General features: G+C 60.6%; 10 protein-coding genes. 4 read left to right on the forward strand and 6 right to left on the reverse strand.

Going from position 1 to position 14,955, the window contains the following annotated elements:
* Nucleotides 1–243 precede the first annotated feature (243 nt).
* Complete coding sequence (locus AAF358_16035) at nt 244–795, reverse strand: helix-turn-helix domain-containing protein (GenBank protein MEM7707066.1); 552 nt, start codon at nt 793–795, stop codon at nt 244–246.
* Between the two features lie 136 nt (nt 796–931).
* On the opposite strand from AAF358_16035, the gene AAF358_16040 reads away from it, so the two are divergent.
* Together AAF358_16040 and AAF358_16045 are read left to right on the forward strand one after the other, a co-directional pair.
* A complete protein-coding gene (locus AAF358_16040; GenBank protein ID MEM7707067.1) occupies nt 932–1,321 on the forward strand; it encodes an MAPEG family protein in 390 nt (129 codons plus the stop codon).
* Nucleotides 1,322–1,522: 201 nt separating this feature from the next.
* Nucleotides 1,523–2,701, forward strand: a complete 1,179-nt coding sequence (locus AAF358_16045) for an iron-containing alcohol dehydrogenase (protein MEM7707068.1) — start codon at nt 1,523–1,525, stop codon at nt 2,699–2,701.
* A gap of 82 nt (nt 2,702–2,783) precedes the next feature.
* On the opposite strand, the gene AAF358_16050 is transcribed toward AAF358_16045, so the two are convergent.
* Entirely contained in the window at nt 2,784–3,131 is a 348-nt protein-coding gene (locus AAF358_16050; GenBank protein MEM7707069.1) for a hypothetical protein, read from the reverse strand.
* A gap of 21 nt (nt 3,132–3,152) precedes the next feature.
* The gene (locus AAF358_16055) at nt 3,153–3,494 is read right to left on the reverse strand and encodes a metalloregulator ArsR/SmtB family transcription factor (protein MEM7707070.1); all 342 of its coding nucleotides are present in this window, start codon (nt 3,492–3,494) and stop codon (nt 3,153–3,155) included.
* Nucleotides 3,495–3,857: 363 nt separating this feature from the next.
* On the opposite strand from AAF358_16055, the gene AAF358_16060 reads away from it, so the two are divergent.
* Together AAF358_16060 and AAF358_16065 are read left to right on the forward strand one after the other, a co-directional pair.
* Nucleotides 3,858–5,168 (forward strand): reverse transcriptase family protein, encoded by a 1,311-nt coding sequence (locus AAF358_16060; protein ID MEM7707071.1) that lies wholly within the window; start codon nt 3,858–3,860, stop codon nt 5,166–5,168.
* A gap of 61 nt (nt 5,169–5,229) precedes the next feature.
* Nucleotides 5,230–7,029 (forward strand): metallophosphoesterase, encoded by a 1,800-nt coding sequence (locus AAF358_16065; protein ID MEM7707072.1) that lies wholly within the window; start codon nt 5,230–5,232, stop codon nt 7,027–7,029.
* On the opposite strand, the gene AAF358_16070 is transcribed toward AAF358_16065, so the two are convergent.
* From AAF358_16070 to AAF358_16080, 3 genes are all read right to left on the reverse strand, one after another.
* Nucleotides 7,013–8,692, reverse strand: a complete 1,680-nt coding sequence (locus AAF358_16070; protein MEM7707073.1) for an Npt1/Npt2 family nucleotide transporter — start codon at nt 8,690–8,692, stop codon at nt 7,013–7,015. The genes AAF358_16065 and AAF358_16070 overlap by 17 nt on opposite strands.
* 105 nt (nt 8,693–8,797) lie before the next feature.
* The gene (locus AAF358_16075; GenBank protein MEM7707074.1) at nt 8,798–11,737 is read right to left on the reverse strand and encodes a hypothetical protein; all 2,940 of its coding nucleotides are present in this window, start codon (nt 11,735–11,737) and stop codon (nt 8,798–8,800) included.
* A gap of 92 nt (nt 11,738–11,829) precedes the next feature.
* On the reverse strand, nt 11,830–14,940 hold the full coding sequence (locus tag AAF358_16080) for an efflux RND transporter permease subunit (protein ID MEM7707075.1): 3,111 nt from the start codon (nt 14,938–14,940) through the stop codon (nt 11,830–11,832).
* Nucleotides 14,941–14,955 lie beyond the last annotated feature (15 nt).

Below are 14,955 nucleotides of genomic sequence, written 5' to 3' on the forward strand. Positions count from 1 at the left end.
CCTTACATCGGCGTCCGTGCCAGTACAATTGAAAGAGAATGATTCTTGTCTTTCCCTTTCAGAATCAGTTATCTGCGTACCCTCAAGCTTTCCAGTGTATTCCTGCGTAATGAGGCCAGGATTCCTCTCCTGGGCACCAGATTTCCTTGTATGACGGGGCTTGCAAGCCTCTCTTGGCCACTCTGGCCTTTTTGATTTTCAGCCACTAGTCGACGTCCTCGCCGAATCAGCGCGGATGGCCCGTTACCTTGACCGGCCGCGTGAAGTCCGGCTCGCTCCATCCTTGGACGGTTCAATCCAGGCGTAGTACTCGCTAAACCGCTCGTGGCGGATGTGGGGCGAGGCAGGGAAGGCTGGCCCAGGCCCGGCGATGAGATGCCGAGGGTCGATGGCTTCGCCGGTGTGTTGATCTACTAGTACCGGCGTGACCGGCTGGCCGGTGCGCTGATCATAAAGTTGGACAGGCTTACCCTCGCCACCGAAATACCAGCGCTCTCCAAAAGGCATCATCGCGAGCAATACCCGGCAGGCGTCAAATCCTTTCTCAGTCAGGTGGTACTCATAGCGTGGTGGCCGGTCCTGGTAACAACGCTTCGACAACAGCTCCTGCTCCACTAATAGTGTCAGTCGGCGGGTCAGGATGTTGCGACTGACGCCCAGCCATCGCTGCAGCCCATCGAATCGGTTAATGCCATACAAACACTCGCGGAGGATCATGGGGCTCCACCAGTCGCCCAGCACGTCAAGCGACCGAGCAATCGAGCAAGGTTTTTCGCTGAAGGATTTTCTTTCCATTGACGCAGTCTATTAAGTTGCATGATAGAACTCAATAATCTATGCTCAGTTCCATTATGAAATGCACTGACAATATTGAAGGGAGCGGCGATCTTGCCAGCCACCTCAACTTCCACCGGGGAACGAGGGATTAGTGATGAATGTTGTACCCGTCTACGCGGCGCTTCTAGCGCTCATGTTTGTGGCACTCAGCGTGAGAACCCTGATGCTGCGTCGTTCGCTGGGCATTGCCATCGGTGATGGTGACAACACGCGCATGCTCCGGGCGACACGGGTCCATGCAAACTTCGCCGAATATGTTCCGCTGACGTTGCTGTTGCTGTTTCTGGCTGAGTCCAGAGGCCTGGCCGAATCAGCGGTACACATGCTGTGCGTCTGCCTGACGGCAGGCCGAATGATTCACGCCTGGGGCGTCAGTCAGGAAGCCGAAGCGTTTCTGTTTCGGGTCTCCGGTATGGCGCTCACCTTCACGTCGCTGATCGGAGTTGCGGTTGCGCTGCTTCGGCAGTCGTTTTCGGCAATTTAGCTGTTTAAGACTAGGCCCTTCTTAAGACTTGGCCCTTCGCGAAGGCGAGGGGAGGGACGCTCCCTCGATTATCACCTACCTGTACCGAGAAATACCCTTAGCTAGGGCCAGACTCTTCCGAATTGTCCGTTGCCCACCGTCAAACCTAAGCTTGTCCCATAGCAAAAAATTGCTCGCCTAATACCCACTGAGGAGGAAGTCATGGCTTACTACTTCTTTATGCCGACGGTGAACATCATGGGAACTGGCGGTCTGGCGGACGCCGGCCGGGAGATCCAGGCGCTCGGCTTCAAAAAGGCGCTGATTGTGACCGACGCGCCACTGCATCGGGGGCTTAAAGTCACCCAGGTTTTGACTGATCTGCTGGATAAAATCGGCGTCGACTACGCCGTTTACGACGAGGTCGAACCGAACCCCACGACAGCTCAGGTTGATGCTGGGGCCGCCCTGCTCCGGGACGAGGGGTGCGACTTTATCGTCTCGTTTGGCGGCGGCTCACCGCACGACGCGGCGAAGGCCATGGGAATCCTCGCGACGCATGGCGGAGACATCCGAGACTTCGAAGGCGTCAACAAGTTGACCAAGCCCATGTTGCCGCTCGTGGCGATCAACACAACCTCGGGAACCGCGAGCGAAATGACCCGATTCGCCATCATCACCGATGAAACCCGGCACGTAAAAATGGCGATTGTCGATTGGCGCACAACCCCCACGCTTTCTGTTGATGATCCTGAACTGATGGTCGCCATGCCGCCGGCGCTGACGGCTGCCACCGGCATGGATGCCCTGACGCACGCAATCGAAGCGTACGTTTCAACTGCCGCTACGCCGGTAACGGACTCGGCTGCGCTGCACGCAATCAAGCTGGTCAGCGCTTTTCTCGCGCGTGCCGTTCAAGACGGCCACGACCACGAGGCCCGGGAGATGATGACCTACGCCGAGTTTCTCGCAGGAATGGCGTTCAACAGCGCAAGCCTGGGGTATGTTCACGCGATGGCCCATCAGCTTGGCGGCTACTACGATTTACCCCACGGCGTATGCAACGCGATCCTGCTGCCGCATGTGCAGGCCTACAACGCTCAGGCGGTGCCGGAAAGGTTTGTCGACATTGCCCAGGCTATGGGCGTTGATACGCGCAACCTGGCGTCATCTGAGGCGGCAGAGGCGGCCCTGGCCGCCATACGCAAACTGTCCGCTGAGATCGGCATACCCCCAAATCTAGCGGCTCTTGAGGTGGTCAAACCCGACGATTTTACGACCTTAAGCGACAACGCAATGCTGGACGCATGCGGCGCTACCAACCCGAAACAGCCGACCAAGGAAGAGGTGATTGCGCTTTACCACGCCGCCTACCAGGGGCATTTGGAGCGTGTGGCGTAACGCCCACTAGGAAACACCTACAGTGCATGGCCCGCAGTTCGCGGGCCGTGCCATCAAACAGGTTCTGCGCGATTTCATTACGTCACGCCAGCTCGATAGGCCCGTGATCGTCGCAGTGGTCGCCATGTGGATGGTGCAGGTGGCCGTCGACGAGATAGTCGATATGGTCACCGTGCGGCACGGCTTCGTGGCCGCAGCCGGGGCCGTGGACGTGTCCCTCCTCATGACCTGAGCACCGATGATTGGGTGTACAGAGGTCGGGATTGGTTTCGCTGACTTCGATCACGTGTTCATCGGTGTGCCCCTCATGAGGGTGGTGAAGCTCCCCGTCGTGCAGATAGTCGACGTGGTCGCCGTGGACGATGGCCGTATGGCCACAGCCCGGGCCGTGAACGTGCGGATGATCTTTGACTGGCTTACAGGTGTCCATCGTTGGGTATTCCTCCGTTTGTTATTGATGATCGTCCGCGGCGTGCGAAAGCAGGTTGCGGACCAAAATGCGTACATGATCGTCGGCCAAGCTGTAGTACACGTGTTTGCCTTCCCGACGTCGGTGAAGCAGCTCAGCGTCTGTCAGCACCTTCAGCCGCTGTGAAACCAGGGACGTAGATTCACCGGTTTCCGCGGTTAGCTCGGAGACGCAGTGTCGGCCCTGCAGCAGCAGCGCGAGCAGCGTTAAGCGCCCGGGTTCGCCCATGGCCGAACCCATCCTTGCGGCGCGCTGCAGATGCTCGGCGTCAAGCGGCGGATGTTCGTGTTCGGGATGATCTTCGGGCGCGCAGGTGGCGTTCATAGTTTTAAACAGTTTAACGATCGTACGAATGATAGAGTATCATAGCCCGGCGATAACGCAACGCATTTTTTAGCCCGTCAGGCAAGAGCATGCACCGGCTAAGCGGTCGGCTTTACCAGGTCCCGTTGGGTGCTGAGGGTTGACCATAGCCTGACACCAGAACCCCTTTTTGAAATCCCCAAGCAGTCGACCCATAATCGAGGCAGCAGCCGGCTCTCCGAGCTGTTCCTTGGTTAAGCAAGGAACTCTCCGGGGTTACCCCGGGGGTAAGATCAAAGCACGACATTTCATTGCCGGTACGGTCACTGCGCTCCGCGCAGAGTTGCACCGGAGCTACGAGACGGGTCGGAGACCGGTTGCTTCTTGGCAGATCGCACCCACAAGGCACGCCTGATCGCGCAGGCGCTCCGTTCAGGCGAGTGGCGCCGGGACGCGGTAGCTGATCGGCTTGCCCGTACGCTTCCGCCGGGTATGGTAGATGCTGACTGGCTCGCGACGAGGCTGCTCTATTGTTTTGGCGGGTCAGCCGCGCCGAACCTTCAGGTGCTTACCCGCTATCTGCTCGACGAAGACCTCCTTCAACGCTTCCTGGCGGACAATAAACGGCATTGTCGTTTTGTTACCGACTCACCGGCGACAGCGCCGCCCCCCGGCAAACTCGCGACTCGACCGCTGCCGCGCATCAGCACCATTAAAGATCTGTGTCTTTGGCTTGGGCTCTCCGATCGGGAGCTCCAGTGGTTCGCCGACTGCCGAGGTTCACAGCATGGGGTTGCTGAGTCCAAGCTCCACCACTATCGCTACGGCTGGCTGAACAAGGCTGATGGCTCGCTTCGGATCATCGAAAAACCGAAGGCGCGTCTTAAGGAAATCCAAAGGCAGATCCTGGCGTATGTCCTGCGCTGGATTCCGCCCCACGACAGCTCCCACGGGTTTACACGGGGACGGTCAACCAGGAGCCACGCCGCGCTGCACGTTGGGCAGCCCGCGCTACTGTGTCTGGATCTCAAGGACTTCTTCACCACCGTTTCCATGGCCAGGGTGGCCGCGCTGTATCGAACCTTGGGCTATCCGCCAGCGGTTGCGCGGCTCCTGACCGGTCTCTGTTCCAACACCGTTGCGCCGGTGCTGGCGGGCCCGAACTTTCAGACACTGGACTGGTATTCGCAGAAGAGGCTCAAAGAGAAACACCTCGCTCAGGGCGCTCCGACCTCCCCCGTGCTGGCCAACCTCTGCGCATGGCGGCTCGACTTTCGCCTGGAAGGCCTCGCACGGCGACTGGGTTTTCGCTACTCCCGATACGCGGACGACATGGCTTTCTCGGGTGACGCTCGGCTTGCCCGGCGTGCATCGAACCTTGCGTCGCAGGTCGGCGCTATTGCCTTGGAGGAGGGTTTTCATTTAAACCACCGCAAAACCCGACTTCGGACCGCGTCGCAACGTCAGCGCCTGGCGGGCATTGTGGTGAACACAAAACCGAACTGCTCGCGGCAACAGTTCGACCGACTCAAGGCCATTCTTCATAACTGCGCAAAGACCGGACCCGAGGCTCAGAACCACGCTGACCATCCTGACTTCGGGGCACACCTGCTGGGGCGAATCAGCTACGTGAGGTGGCTAAACCCTGACCGGGGCGAGAAGCTCCTCAGACTTTGGCGACAGGTTGAATGGTGACGCGGACCTCTTGACCCAAAGGCACTGGTCGATGCTTCAGCTTGACGGGTATCCTGTTCACATGAAAACACGACGACCAAAGAGCCTGGTTAATCGGAACGCCGCCTGGCTGGCAGTGCTGCTGTTCTCGACGCTGACGGCGACCGCTTGGGCTGAGAGCCCGTATCGCGTTCAAACGCCATCACCGGTAGTGATTATCGGCGACGTCCACGGCGCCTTTGACGCGCTGGTCTCCGTGCTTCGAACGGCAGGTTTGGTCGACGAAAGCCTGAGCTGGACGGGCGCTGATACCCATCTGGTCAGCGTCGGTGACGTGATCGACCGCGGTGACAAATCGCGTGAGGCGATGGATCTGCTCATGCGCCTTCAGGATGAAGCATCGGCGGCTGGCGGCGCGGTTCACGTGATTCTGGGCAATCACGAGGCGCTGAATCTGTCGCGCGACCTTCGCTATCTGACGCCCACCGAGTTGGCCGCCTTCGCGGAGTTTGATCCGTCCGGAAGCAGCAACCCGGTGCTGGGACATCGGGCCGCTTTTGGATCGGATGGCCGCTACGGTCGGTGGCTACTTGAGCTGCCGCTGGCGTTGATTGTGAACCGAACGCTGATTGTTCATGCGGGCGTGTCTGAAGACTTGCTGAGTCTGAGCCTTGAAGAGGTCAATGCCAAAGGGCTGGCCCAGCTTAAGCACGTGGTCGAGGCGATGGAGACGTTGGTGGCTGAAGGGCACGCTCGGCCAGAGGACGAGTACCGAGCGGTACGTCAGGCTGGAAAAACGATAGCGGCCGGCGATTCTCCGCTGAAGGCGATGGCTACCAAGCTCGTTGACAACCTCAATAATGGTCTGGCGTTCAGCCCCGACGGGCCACTGTGGTATCGAGGGAGCGCCATGTGCCATCCGTTCACCGAGTCGTCCGTTGTCGATGCTGCGCTGGCCCACTTTGACGTGGATCGGATTCTGATCGGCCACACGCCGACGCGCGATGGTCGTCTCCACCAGCGGCTCGATGGGAAGGTGATTCGTGTCGACACAGGTATGAATACGGCTTACTACGGCGGAGCGCCGACCGCAGTGCGGATTGTCGACGGCAGCCTCGAGGCGATCTACGTGGAGTCCGGGGCCGGATTTGTGACCGAGTCGGCCAGGGTCTGGAAGCGTCCCGGTGGCATGAACGACGAGGAGATCGAGGCGTTTCTTCGCACGGCAGAGGTCGTCAAGACCGAGGACTTGGCTGAAGGCGTCACCAAGCCCAAGCGCCTGACCTTGACCGCCGGAGATCAAACGCTGCGGGCGGTTTTTAAGACCTTCGACTCCGATCCGGGGCTTGAGCGAGGGCGTTGGGGACGTTTGGGGGACAAGGCCGATCGCTATCACTTCGACGTTGCTGCCTACTACCTGGATCGGCTCCTGGGTCTGGAGATGGTGCCACCGGCGGTGCTGCGAGAGGTGGACGGGACGCCCGGAACGGTGCAGCTCTGGATGGAAAACGCGGTGAACGAAAAGGCTCGGCAGGAACGACAGCTGCAGCTCAGCCCGGTGTGTGACCTGTCCGATCAGTACAACCTGATGAACGTGTTTGACGCGCTGATCGTCAACGAAGACCGTAACTTAAGTAACGTGCTCTACGTTCAGCCGACCTGGAAGGTTTGGCTGATCGACCACACGCGCGCATTTCGATCGGACACGAAGCTCCCCAAGATGGATCGGCGAAATTCGGTAACGGTGACAAACGCGATGGCCAAGGCGCTGGCAAACTTAAGCGATGAAGCCCTGGATGAAGCTCTCAGTCCCTATCTGCACAGCCGGCAGTTGAAGGGAATCAAAGCGCGCCGGGATCGCCTGATCAAGCTGGCGCGCTGACCTCAAAACGCGGATGGCCCTCCAGTCCGTGCTCGATGGTAAAGCTGGCGTTCACCTCTAGACCCTCATAGTCGCGGGCCACCAGCTCGATTTCCACCGTGCCGCTTGTCGCCGCCGGCGGGCGCATTGTGAAGGTCTGATTGTGCCGGTCGAAGCGAACCCAGCGCGGGAGAGTGCCGCCGCCGGCCAGCCGGGCCTGGTAATCGAGCGTGTCGCCGGGATCCGGATCCATAAAGTAGCCGTCGGAGATGCTGAACATGAGCATCTGGCCAGCCGGGACGTAAACATTCGGCAGCGGCGCCACAATCTTTGGCGGCAGGTTCTTCATCCGCTGGCGAATTTCCTCGCGGTGCTGACGGCGGATGCTGAGCGCGGCCCAGAGCGCCACGCCGCCCAACGCGAACGCCAGCACAAAAAAGGCGGTGATCGACAGGTTGAGCTGGTCGATCAGCAAAAATACCAGCACCGCCACCAGGCCGTCGCCGGCCCGGAAAAAGAAGGTGTCGATCGTGGTTTTTCCGACGTACTTCTGTTCCCGGTTCAGCGGCAGATAGAGCGCCTGATTGGCCGTATTCTGGATGGAGTAGCTGACCGCGTTTTCCGCAATCTGCAGCCCCCGAACGAGAAAGAAGCCTGGGATCAGGAGCAGTATGCCCCAGTGCAGAATCACAAAAGCGGGCAGGATCAGCACCACGGCACGGATGCCGATCGCCCGCATCAGCCGCGAGACCACCAACAGCTGCAGCACCATGGAACTCAGCGTCACCCAGGCGTAGTAGTCACCCCAGAAGCGCCCCAGGTACTGAACTTCCGTGAGTCCAGCGCCGGCGGCCATCGCTTCGGCCCGCTCGTCGACGAGGTAAGACAACACAAACTCGCCAACCGTATTGACCATCGTCAGCGTCATGACAAGGATTGCCAGGGCGACCAGGTACCGACTCTTGAAGACCACGTCGAAGCCGCCGACGAGGTCGGCCAGCGCAAAACGCTGGGACTCGGGCTGCTCGCGGTTGTTGTTCTCCGAGCCCTCCGGCACGCAGCGCTCGGCCAAGATGGACAGGATCATCGGCAGCGCGAGCACGCCAGCGGCGAGCAGCATGAGCCCATATTCGCCCACCACGGCAAAAAGGTATTTGGAGGTTTGACTGCCCAGCCAGCTACCGATGGATGCACCGACCATGATGACAACAAACAGTCGCTGTCCGCTGCGGGTGTTATAGAGGTCCGCCGCAAATGCCCAAAACTGTGCAACAACCGTCACGTTGAAGATGCTCAGCCAAACGTAAAACGGCACGCTGATTGAAATCCCGCCGCGGCCCAGCAGGCAGAACACGAGCAGGTTTGAGATGAAAAACGCTGTCACCCAACGAAGCACGAGGGATCGGCTTTTTTTGTTGGACAGCCCCGCGTAGAGCTGCTTGTACAGCGGCAGCAAAAACGCCAGCGTCACGGCCACAATTCCCTGCGCGTAGGCTTTGATCTCCGCACTGCCTTCCGCAAGAATCAGGGCGTCTCGCACGGGCTTCAGGATGTAATATGAGCCCATCAGCACCAGGGCCGTGAGGAACAGGTGCTTGACGCTACGCCCCTCTCCCGGGCGCACAGACGTAAATAAGGTCAGGAAACGCTCAAAGAACGTCAGCCGGGCCAAGTCTACCCGCATCGTTGATCAATCCCCTTTTGCCAACGCCAGTTTGGCCCGCGCGGGCGCGTTGAATCAACTCCGGAAGGTCATACCTTGGGATCTGGCAGGATTCCGGCTGCGTGTCTACTCGAACGAGTCGGAGAAAATGGTCCCGCTGGCGACGGTGGAGAACCGCACGTTGACCCGCTTAACGTTGCCCTGGTTGTCCGCAACCTCGGCAAGCACTCGTGCGCCGAACAGCGAGCTGCTCAGCGGCGCGCCGATGGGGATTTCAAAGACATCCTGCGTCACCTCGATCGCCAGGTCTGCCAGCTCCGATCGGGGCGCGCGGCCCTGCACCGGGAAGGACGCGGTCACCGAGAGCGAAGCCGCGTTGATGCCGGTATAGGCGTCAGCCATGCCAAAGCGGATCACGGTGGGAGGCGTTGCGTTGTAGTTGGGCCGTGGGCTGCTGATGGTGAGCGTTGGACGAAGGTCGTCCAGAAACCACCCCATACCCGGGTTGCCACGCGTTGCAGCCACATCGATGGGTGCACCCAGGTCGACCCAGCGAGCGAACGTTATGCGCTGGTCGCGCGTCAGCGCGGGCATGCCGCCGGCGGGGTGCGCGCTGCTGGGAACAAAGTCGAGGTCAGCTCGGTTGGGGTTGGCGCCCGGCGGCAGCGTTGACGCATCGCCAGGCGTTGACTCGGTGGGATGGTCATCGTTGGACCAACCGTCCAAACGGGCGCCAAAGATTTTCCAGATCAGCAGACTGCGGCGGCTTTGAAACATGCGCACATAGCGACTGGCGTTTGATTGGCGCCAGCGCGCGTTGCTGATGACGGCGGGGTAACCCCACTCAGCGGCGCTGTCGTCAGCCAGCCGCCGGTAATCGCCGGGCAGGTTGCTGTCCATGCTCAGATCATTGAGGTTCAGGTTGCCGGCGTTCTGACCTTCGTTATGACAGGACACGCAGTGTGCCTGCAGCAGCGGGCGTATATCGGCGTAGAACTCGACGTTGACCAGCGCCTGGTTCAGCTCGGTAAGCCCAGGATTGCCGCCGCTGTCCTGCGTGAGCATCGGCGTTTCGCGGCTGAGATCATAAACCTGGTAGCCGGGCTGGCTTGCCGCCGTTCCCTCAAAGGCGAGCGGAAGCTGGCTGTGGGCGTGACAGCCGCCGCAGTCGGTGCGCACTTCCCCGGGCCGGACCTGATGCCAGGTCTGCGTCATGTTGAGCACCAGGCCGTTGCGATCGATCGTCTGGAAGGTAAAGGGGGTATCAGCCGGCATCTTGAACAACACGCTGGTGTCCGGGTTGCCTTCACTATCCGTGATTCCGGCACCCTTTCGCAGCGGGATCTCCCCGAGGATCCTGAGCCGCTCGTTCGCGTGTGAATGGAAATCGGTGCCGTCCAGCTCACTCGCATTGGGGCCATAAAGGCGGGAGGTGTTGCCCTCCATCGCCAGCACGCGGACGGCCCAGATGTCCGAGTCGTCGTAGATGCCCGCATCAGCGCCCTGATAGGTCCAGTTGCTGCTGGCGTCGTTTTGAGCGGTGTTGAAGGCATCCAGCCCGTCAAAGGCGCCGTCCCCGCGTCCGGGGAAGCTCTCGCGCTTGTAAAAGCTGCTGCTGCCAACCAGCCCGTGCGGCGTGCCCTCGGGCAGCAGCGTGTGGTCGCTACCATCGTTGGGCAGCCAGGGCAGTGTGGCGGGCTCCGCCACGCCGTGCACCGCTGAGTAGGGCACCACCGCTCGGGGCCACGCCTCGTTGTAGGCGAGATCGTTTTTGATCAGGAGCAGTTCGTCCGGACTCCAGACGGGATTTGAGTTATCGATGACGTAAAGCCCAGCGTCATACCGGGGTGTCTGCGTAGGCCGGTTCAGGTCGTTGGCCGGACCCGGCGTCCACACGACCAGCAGATCGTTGTTGGTGGTGGCCGAGGGATGAGTAAACTTGCCGACGCGGGTGGTGCCATCAGCGCCCAGCGGCGCCGCGTTGTCCTCCATGTGCGTCATGGGCGTAATGGCGTGGTAGCCATAGGGCGTGAAACCGATCTGGAAGGTCGTCGGACCAAAACTGCGGGTCTCGTCGATCGGTGGGTTTTCCGAAGGGAAGGCGCTGCCGAAAGCCGGAACGCCTTGCGGCGGTCGCACAGGCAGGCCGAACAGCGCACCAAAGCCGTTGTTGTTGAGGTTGTAGTAGGCCTCCACGACAATCTGTCCATTGCTGGTCTGGGTCATGAAGTGATAGGCCTCGGGTGCGCTGAGGCTGCTCACGATCGGCCCCCAGTTTCGGCCGTCCGGATAGATGGACCAGATGCCCCAGACGCGCCGATCCCGGATCCCCTGCGCCTCGTAGCTGGAGAACATCAGGCGACCGTCGCGAAGGATGGTGGGATGCAGCGCGCTGCCGATATTCATCGGTGCAATCTGCTCGACGTTTTCGCCGTCCACGTCCATCACAAACAGCTGCAGCGTAGGGTTCGTAAAGCCTTTGGTGGGGATTTGGCCGTTGCGATTGGACGTAAACGCCAGGCGGTCACCCGGCAGCGGCATGGCGCCCAGATTGAGGATGCCGTAGCCCAGTCGATTGAACTGGTTAGGTGGATTGACCGGGTTGGACTCGTCCCAGGTCCCGGCGCCCAGATTAGGGGTGAATTCACCGAACGTCAGCCGCTCGATCTCCCTCGTCTTCAGGTGCATGCGGTAGATGTCCGCGCCATCGTGGGGCAGGTCGCCACGCTGATAGTTCAGCGATTCCTCCCGCAGATCGGGAAACAGGCTGTAGTAAACCCAATGGGCGTCAAAGGACATGACCGGGTCGGTCACGCTGCAGTGGTCGCAGTCCACCAGCACTTCTTCATTGCCGTCGGGGTGCAGCAGCATGAGATCGGCCCCGGCGTCCAGCCGGCCGGGATGAAAGACCTCAGGCCAGATCGTGTTGATCAGATCGCCAAAGCGCGGTTGGCGGACGTAGACGATGTCGTAGCTGCGGGTATACGTTTGCTGGGACCCAGCCTCCGCCGTCACGCCGGCGGCGCTCAGCAGCAGAATGGCGATTAGGCATGATGGCCGACCCATACTTCAGTATAGGGTCGCGTACCCCCCGAAAGGTGACGCTCGTCACATGTTGGGTCGGCGGGCGCAGCTCGGCGACAACGCCGAGCGGCTGATCAGGGATCGGTCGCCAGCCTGCCCCGGGCGCCAAAAACCTTTGCTTTGAGCCGGCCGGCAAGTTCGCTCACGTCCAGGCCAATGGCATAGATTGCGGGCACCAGCAGCAGCGTCACAAAGAACGCCACAAACACACCTGACGCGAGCGCCAGCACAATCGGCTGGAGAAATTTCGCCTGAATGGAGCGCTCGAGCATCATGGGGATCAGGCCGATAATGGTGGTGACCGTGGTCAGCAGGATCGGGCGGAACCGGGCCACACCCGCCTCGACGATGGCGTCGCGCCGAGCCATCCCCTGGTCGCGCAGACGATTGCAATGATCCATCAGCACGAGGTTGTCGTTCACCACGACGCCGGCAGCGGCCGCCACACCGAAGTAGCTGAAGATCGCCATGGTCATGTCGAGCATGAAGTGGCCCATAATTGCGCCGACAAAAGCAAAGGGCATGGCAACCAGGATCAGCGCGGGCTGCCAGTAACTGCGGAAAGCCACCGCCAGGATCGCGTACATGCCGAACAGCGCAATGGTGTACAGCCCTAGCAGCTCGCGTACAAACCGCTGTTCACCCTCCGCCTGGCCAACCGACCCGCGGACGATGCCCGGGAATCGTTTTTCCCAGGCGGGGAAAAAGTTCTCGTCCAGGTCGTCCATGATGTCCTGGCGTACGTCGTCTTTCAGGTCTGCGCTGACCCGCGCGGCGCGGTTGCCGTTCCAGCGCTGGATGCGCTTGATGCCGGGGGCAAACTCCAGATTGGCGACCGACAGCAGAGGCACCTCGCGGCCGTCAGCGGTCCGAACGCGGAAGTCTTTCAGGCTCTCGATCGAGCGCCGAGACTCGATGGGGTAGTGCACCATCACCTTCACGTCCTGACCGTTGCGCGGCAGGCGCTGTACCTCTTCACCGAAGTAGGCCTGGCGCACCTGGCGATTAACCTCCGCCAGGGTCAGGCCGAGCTTGGTGGTGCCGGGCTTAAGCGAGATGCGGATCTCCTCGGAAGCGCCTTCGAGATTGTTGCGTACGTCGTAGAGTGATTCGTAGGTTCTGAGCTGGTCTTCCAGCTCGGCCGTAGCGGCCCGAAGTACCTCGAGTTCGGGGTGACGAATGGACAGCTCAAAGCCTGGGCCGCCGCTGTTTTTAGAGTACTCGACCGACACCTCTTTGGCGTCTGGCACTTCACCCATCAGCTCGCGTAGGCGGATCGCTGCGTCCTTGGCGCTCATGTCGCGCACTTCCGGGGGTGCGAGTTTGACGATAGCGATTACGCTGTCGCGGCGTGACCGGGTATACCAGTTTTCGATCAGCTCCCCGGTGCCTTCGGTACGCTGGTTGACCTCTTCCTCAAGCGCTTTCTCCGCGCGCTGCATTTGTCCGAGAATTTCCAGCGCACGGCTGTAAGGCGCGCCTTCCGGCAGCACCACGTTGACGATGATCTCGTCCGACTCGATCTCGGGCATCAGGCTCTTTTTCACCCACCCGGCACCAAAAGCCCCGAAGCCGACGATCACGACCGCCAGAAAGATGCTGGTGGTGAGATACCGATTGCGGGTACACCAATACCCGATGCGTCGATAGTGATTGACGGCAAAATGAATGATGCTGTCGGCAACCGCTTTCTGGACCCGACCGAAACGACCGAGCACCTCGCGCGGCCGAAGCTTGGAGAGGTGAGCCGGCAGGATGAAGAGCGACTCGATCAGGGAAAACGCCAGCGCAAGAATCACCACCCAGGTGATATGGCGAGTGAATTCACTGGTGGAATCACTGAGAAACAGCCAGGGAAGAAAGGCGAGCACCGTGGTCAGTACGCCGAAAATCACCGGTTTGGCAACGAGCGAGGTGCCGGTGGCGGCGGCTTTGACCGGGTGGTCGATGTTGTGCGACTGCGTGTGGATGCTCTCGCCCACAATAATCGCGTCGTCCACCACAATCCCGAGCACCAGCAGGAATGCAAAGGTGGACAGCATGTTCAGCGATACGTCGACCGAAGGGAGGAACACGAAAGTGCCGGCGTAAGCGGTGGCGATGCCTACAGCCACCCAGAAGGCCACGATAGGTCTTAACGTGAACAACAGCACCAGCATCACCAGCAGCAAACCCTGGCCAGCGGCGCTGCCAATCGTCTTCATGCGGCCCTTAAAGTCGACCGCGTTGTCGGTCCAAAGGGTCAGTCTGGCCTCGGGCGGCAGGGTGTCGCGACGCTCGTCCAGCCACGTCCGGATGCTCTCGGAGGCTTTGACGATGTCCATCGTTTCGGTGGTCATCACCTGCAGCAGCACCGCCGGCTCGCCGTTCAGCGTGGCAAGAATTTCATTGTCCTCGAAACCATCGACCACCGTGGCGACATCGCCAACCCGGATCGTCCCGCCCTCTGCGTTTTGGCGGACGATGATGCTGGCAAAATCGCTTTGGGTATCAGCCTGGCTGCGAACCTTAAGCTGGTAGGTGCCCACCTCGGTACGCACGGCGCCGGATGACTGGTTAAGCGAGTTTGCACGGATGGCATCCGCCACGTCGGCGAAGGTCAGACCATAGCGGCGCAGCGCTGACTCGCTGACCTGGATTGACACTTCTTCGCGGCGGGTGCCGAACAGCTCTACCACCGTGATAGCGGGCAGCGCGGCAACCTCTCGGCGAAGCTGTTCCGCCAGCCGCTTGAGGTCACGCTCGCCGAGATCACCGTGCACGGCTACCCGGATGAATTCGTCTCGGTTGAACCACTGCTGGACGCGGGGCGGCTCGACGTCGCGCGGAAAGGAAGAAATGCCGTCGACGCGGATTTTGACGTCGTTCATAAACCGCGCGAAGTCCACCTGCTGCTCCGCCAGGATATAAACTTCGCCACTGCCTTCACCGGAGCTCGAGCGGACCCACTCGATGTTGTCCAGATCGCGCACCGCTTCCTCGATGCGGCTGACGATCTGCTCTTCGACTTCCTGCGGTGCTGCACCGGGCCAGGCCACCTGGATCTGAAGGCCCGGGAACCGCACCTGCGGCTCCATCTCCCGCTCAAGCTGGCCGAAGCCAATGATGCCCGCGACAAAAATACCGACCATCATGAGATTGGCGGCAACCGGATTACTGGCCCACCAGGAAATCAGCCTCTTCATGCTTGCGGTACCGGT

The organism is Pseudomonadota bacterium, assembly GCA_039033415.1.
Classification (GTDB): Bacteria; Pseudomonadota; Gammaproteobacteria; order Xanthomonadales; family SZUA-38; genus JANQOZ01.

What these genes read in the sequence shown, in the direction of transcription:
- AAF358_16040 (MEM7707067.1), top strand. Translation starts at nt 932, where the DNA reads ATGAATGTTGTACCCGTCTACGCGGCGCTTCTAGCGCTCATGTTTGTG.
- AAF358_16080 (MEM7707075.1), bottom strand. Translation starts at nt 14,940, where the DNA reads ATGAAGAGGCTGATTTCCTGGTGGGCCAGTAATCCGGTTGCCGCCAAT.
- AAF358_16070 (MEM7707073.1), bottom strand. Translation starts at nt 8,692, where the DNA reads ATGCGGGTAGACTTGGCCCGGCTGACGTTCTTTGAGCGTTTCCTGACC.
- AAF358_16045 (MEM7707068.1), top strand. Translation starts at nt 1,523, where the DNA reads ATGGCTTACTACTTCTTTATGCCGACGGTGAACATCATGGGAACTGGC.
- AAF358_16075 (MEM7707074.1), bottom strand. Translation starts at nt 11,737, where the DNA reads ATGGGTCGGCCATCATGCCTAATCGCCATTCTGCTGCTGAGCGCCGCC.
- AAF358_16050 (MEM7707069.1), bottom strand. Translation starts at nt 3,131, where the DNA reads ATGGACACCTGTAAGCCAGTCAAAGATCATCCGCACGTTCACGGCCCG.
- AAF358_16065 (MEM7707072.1), top strand. Translation starts at nt 5,230, where the DNA reads ATGAAAACACGACGACCAAAGAGCCTGGTTAATCGGAACGCCGCCTGG.
- AAF358_16055 (MEM7707070.1), bottom strand. Translation starts at nt 3,494, where the DNA reads ATGAACGCCACCTGCGCGCCCGAAGATCATCCCGAACACGAACATCCG.
- AAF358_16035 (MEM7707066.1), bottom strand. Translation starts at nt 795, where the DNA reads ATGGAAAGAAAATCCTTCAGCGAAAAACCTTGCTCGATTGCTCGGTCG.